6 protein-coding genes and 3 pseudogenes are annotated in these 3,952 nt (G+C 31.0%); 6 read left to right on the top strand and 3 right to left on the bottom strand.

What is annotated here, in order from left to right; translation table 11 throughout:
- A partial coding sequence (locus CN288_RS19325; RefSeq protein WP_141527989.1) for a phosphatase PAP2 family protein occupies positions 1-180 on the top strand: 180 nt, incomplete at its 5' end.
- 117 nt (positions 181-297) lie between these two features.
- Here CN288_RS19325 and CN288_RS19330 read toward each other — a convergent pair.
- Together CN288_RS19330 and CN288_RS19335 are read right to left on the bottom strand one after the other, a co-directional pair.
- Complete coding sequence (locus tag CN288_RS19330) at positions 298-534, bottom strand: hypothetical protein (RefSeq protein WP_090688780.1); 237 nt, start codon at positions 532-534, stop codon at positions 298-300.
- A gap of 38 nt (positions 535-572) precedes the next feature.
- Positions 573-764: a DUF3954 domain-containing protein gene (locus tag CN288_RS19335; protein WP_098302898.1), complete on the bottom strand. Its 192-nt coding sequence runs from the start codon at positions 762-764 to the stop codon at positions 573-575.
- A gap of 81 nt (positions 765-845) precedes the next feature.
- Between CN288_RS19335 and CN288_RS30250 the strand changes: the two are divergent.
- From CN288_RS30250 to CN288_RS19350, 4 genes and pseudogenes are all read left to right on the top strand, one after another.
- Positions 846-944: pseudogene (locus tag CN288_RS30250) on the top strand (ImmA/IrrE family metallo-endopeptidase); the annotation flags it as partial.
- Between the two features lie 35 nt (positions 945-979).
- Positions 980-1,120: pseudogene (locus CN288_RS19340) on the top strand (polymorphic toxin type 17 domain-containing protein); the annotation flags it as partial.
- A gap of 20 nt (positions 1,121-1,140) precedes the next feature.
- On the top strand, positions 1,141-1,485 hold the full coding sequence (locus CN288_RS28935; RefSeq protein ID WP_176527706.1) for a hypothetical protein: 345 nt from the start codon (positions 1,141-1,143) through the stop codon (positions 1,483-1,485).
- Between the two features lie 123 nt (positions 1,486-1,608).
- On the top strand, positions 1,609-1,866 hold the full coding sequence (locus tag CN288_RS19350; protein ID WP_098302899.1) for a hypothetical protein: 258 nt from the start codon (positions 1,609-1,611) through the stop codon (positions 1,864-1,866).
- A gap of 9 nt (positions 1,867-1,875) precedes the next feature.
- Here the strand turns inward: CN288_RS19350 and CN288_RS29745 are convergent.
- Positions 1,876-2,237 (bottom strand): annotated as a pseudogene (locus tag CN288_RS29745) (N-acetylmuramoyl-L-alanine amidase); the annotation flags it as partial.
- A 347-nt stretch (positions 2,238-2,584) separates the two neighbouring features.
- On the opposite strand from CN288_RS29745, the gene CN288_RS19360 reads away from it, so the two are divergent.
- The gene (locus CN288_RS19360) at positions 2,585-3,691 is read left to right on the top strand and encodes an acyltransferase family protein (RefSeq protein ID WP_255260020.1); all 1,107 of its coding nucleotides are present in this window, start codon (positions 2,585-2,587) and stop codon (positions 3,689-3,691) included.
- The last annotated feature ends 261 nt before the right edge of the window (positions 3,692-3,952 follow it).

Raw genomic sequence — 3,952 nt, forward strand, 5'->3', positions numbered from 1 at the left:
ATCTGGGTAGGAGTTCATTACCCTTTTGATGTCGTAACAGGAGCTCTAATAGGAATTATTTCAGCATTATTTTCGTATTGGTTAACACCGAAAATTACATTTATCAAACAATTACTTAATCTTTACGAAAAAATAGAGCAAAATGTAATACCATCCAAAAACAAGTCGAAAAACTTTTGATTAATCTCACAAAGCTAAAAAGATTACATATATTACCGAGTATTTTTCAATATTGTCTTGATCGAAGAGCGCTCCCTTAGGCGCTCTTTAATTTTAAAATAACGCTTTTGTTAAACTTTAAGATTTAACTACATCGGCTCCATTTAGAAACTCTTTTAAAGATTCTCTACAATTTGCACACATATCGACTTTCCCAGTCGCAGTTATATCATCGTATTCACTTTGCCCGTTCATTCTACGTTGAAACGATAGTAAATAACTTTTTACCCTTTCTCGAAATTTAAACTCAAATGTAACTGTGCATGTTTCTTTAGGGTTAATAACGTTTTTACAACGATCACAACAATTTGCCACTGTTAATCTCTCCATTTCTTAACAAAATTCAAATTTTATTAAAGCAAATGTGTTTTTCGTTCATCCATACGAGTTACTTTTCCACCTTTATATACAAAGGACTGTTCCCCATGACCACTTGTTGGTGGTTCTATTGGATGAACTTGTTCATCTTTCACAACATAAATCATATTTTCCGCTAATGAAATTTCAGCCTTCATTTCTACAATGTTCTCCTTGATAATTGCCACCGGAACCACTCCTATTTGTGTTATAATTACTTTGTCGAATAATTATGTCGGGAGTGATCCCGGCTTTTTTATTTGCCTATAAATATTGCACAACAATTTTGTGTACCTACTTATATGTTACGAAAGCTTCCTCCCCTACAGTTAAAAGCATATATAATCTCAGAAAAATTCAATGTTACGTTGATAAATTTGAAAATGTATAGACAAAAGGCCCTTATCACGGTGACCCTAAAAAGAATTTTGAATTCGAATGGGATGTACAACTCTCCAAAAAAGGAATGAAGGAATGGGGGAAATATACAAAGAATGAGAAAAAATATATTAACGTTGCTCCAGATGACACAATTTCACACTAACATATTTTAGGAGGATTATTATGTTCCAACTGAGTTTATTTGTAGAATGTCAGAATAAGGACAAAGCATTGACAATATTGCATGAGTTATTAAAAAAAATAGACACCATGATTACTTCACATGATGTAAGCTCAACTGAACCTTATTGGAAGTTTGACGGTTGGTTTAAGGTTGTATGTAATATAGAAACGTCAAGAAGTACTCTTGACGTTGAGGAAGCAGCAAAAATACTTGAAAAGATATCAAATAAATGGTTGTGGGATAAGGGGAAAATTTCTGCTAGTTCTACTAGCAATAATGATGGCACAGTGTTTTTTAATGACAAAGTACGATTTTTCACTTGTTGGTTCGAAGACTTTGAATAATTTTTTGATAACCTTGATGGGCTAGATGCCTCTCAAGCTTTTATAATTTATTAGTACCTATACCTATAAACATTTAGGGGGATAGAAAACAGATTTAAAATACGAAAGTAAAGGAGATAAATTATGACAATTCATATTACAATGAATAAAGAATTTGAAGACGAGGAAATGGTTGTATATCAATTTTACCCCTCAGAATATCCAGATAAAGTTGGAAAAATGTATTTTCATAAAAAAGAACAAATGTTTCATGAAATAGATCCAGTTCCGGTAAAATCAACTGCAACAAGTGAACATTACTTTTATTGTGCATGTAGCAGAATAATGCAATGTATCAAGAGTGGTGGAGAATTCTTGGAAGAAATGGAATATGGAGTATAATGAAATAAAAAATGTATAAGTTTCATTTGCTGTTACATAGTATGTCTTACCTTTCCTGTTGTGTACTTTGTATTGTGATGAAGCATTGACACTAACCTTCGCATCGATTGTAAATCCTAATCCTGTATCTAAAGTACCAGCACNNGTGCTGGTACTTTAGATACAACACGTTTTCTTGCAATCAGATTAACTGGCTCTTTCTTTTCGAATTTGATGTAAGAAGGATTGTTATATACCCACTGATTCCCAACAAGATTTAACCATCCATCTTTTTCGCCCCACACTTTATATGACTCTGGTTTCTTTAACTGACGAATAACAGGGTAACTTCCATTTGGTCCTTTGCGAAGATTAACATTGTAACTTTCAATAACCTCACATATTTATCATAGCTGCGTTTGAATTTCTCGATTACGAGCATAATCCCACTATTTATTTAATTATATGCTGGTTTTCCCCTCTCGCATTATGTAATTTTCATATTGATCATACTGCTAAAATTTGGTGATTATTGCTTTGACAGGAAAATAAATCTATGTCATAAATATACTTAACTTGATTAATATCTTATTATAAGGTAAATTTAATGCAATATCGTTTTATGGTAATACTCATCACTCCTTGTTTATAATCGGTTTTTACAAAGCGAAAAAATTGTGTCTGCATGCACAATTTTTCTACAATAATTTTATTATAATTTATGTTAAAGGTGGTATGTATGAAGAATAAAGCTCCAGAAATTACGATTTTAAGAAGTATAGCGTGTCTAAGTGTGTTACTTATACATTCTATAACAAAAAACCCTGCAAATTTTGAGTCGGAAAGTATACTAGAACTATTCCTAGCTTATTTTCAATTATTACTTATGTATGGTACACCAATGTTTGTTTTTATATCTGAATTTGTAATAGCTTATAATTATCAAAATAAGCTACCAAATAACTTCATGTTAAAAAGAGTAAAGTTTATATTACTACCTTTTATATTTATGGGGATTTTTTATGCTATAACGTCAAATTACGAAGATGGGCTACATTCAATTTTAGTTCAAGCTACTAGAAATGTTGTATTAGGAGATTACCATGGTTATTTTATTTTAATCATATTTCAATTTTATTTTCTACATATGATCTTTAAAAAAGTAGAAAATCACTTTTCTCCTAAAACCGTTATTCTTTCCTCTTTATTTATAAACTTTATATATCTCGGTTTCTTTAATTTTATTGAACCATTTGATATACCAAGTGCCGACTATATTTGGTATCGATATTCTTGGATTCCATTTCCAGGCTGGATTGCATACTTTTTTATAGGGTATTATGCAGGTACTCACTACGAATATTTTAAATCTTGGTTAATGCAGTATTCCAAACAGATAGTTTATTCATGGGTTTTAACTGGCATGATGATAATCCTTTTTCAAAAATTCAACATTATAACTGATATTAGTTCTAAAAGAATTGATATTTTCTTATTCACAATATCTACAATACTACTATTTTTCTATATCGCTTCAAAAATAAAGCATGTACCTAGATTCCTTATATTTGTAAGTCGATATTCTTTTGGAATTTATTTACTACATCCTTTTTTACTTGACACGATAAGTAGTACTATACAAACAAAAATCCCTCAGCTAAATACAATTCTTGGTGCATTGTTTACGGATTTTTTCGTTGCTCTACTCATTCCAATTCCTATAATATATCTTTTAAATAAATTTAAACTCGGCCCATATATTGTAGGTAAGGTAGCTCCTAGCTTTAAATCAAACTTGAAAGTGTCTAACGAAAAGGTTTACACCCCAAGTCAGAAAAGCTTCTGATTTAAAATATAAAAAAACGTCTAACGAAAATGAGACAGATTATTTTATTAGGCAACTTCTTGGGCATGTGGCCCGGTATTATACCGGTACATGCCTTTTCGTTTTTCCTTAGTCCCTATAGGAGTTGCATCATTCTCAATACGTATTTTCATGTGACATACATAATAATTAACATTACCTCTTAATTAAAGCTGAATATCCCGCTATTTATTTTGTAAAACATAAAAAGCCAATGCCCCTATGAACTGCACCCCAATTATT

The sequence above is a fragment of the Bacillus sp. AFS023182 genome, from assembly GCF_002560575.1.
Taxonomy (GTDB): domain Bacteria; phylum Bacillota; class Bacilli; order Bacillales; family Bacillaceae_G; genus Bacillus_A; species Bacillus_A arachidis.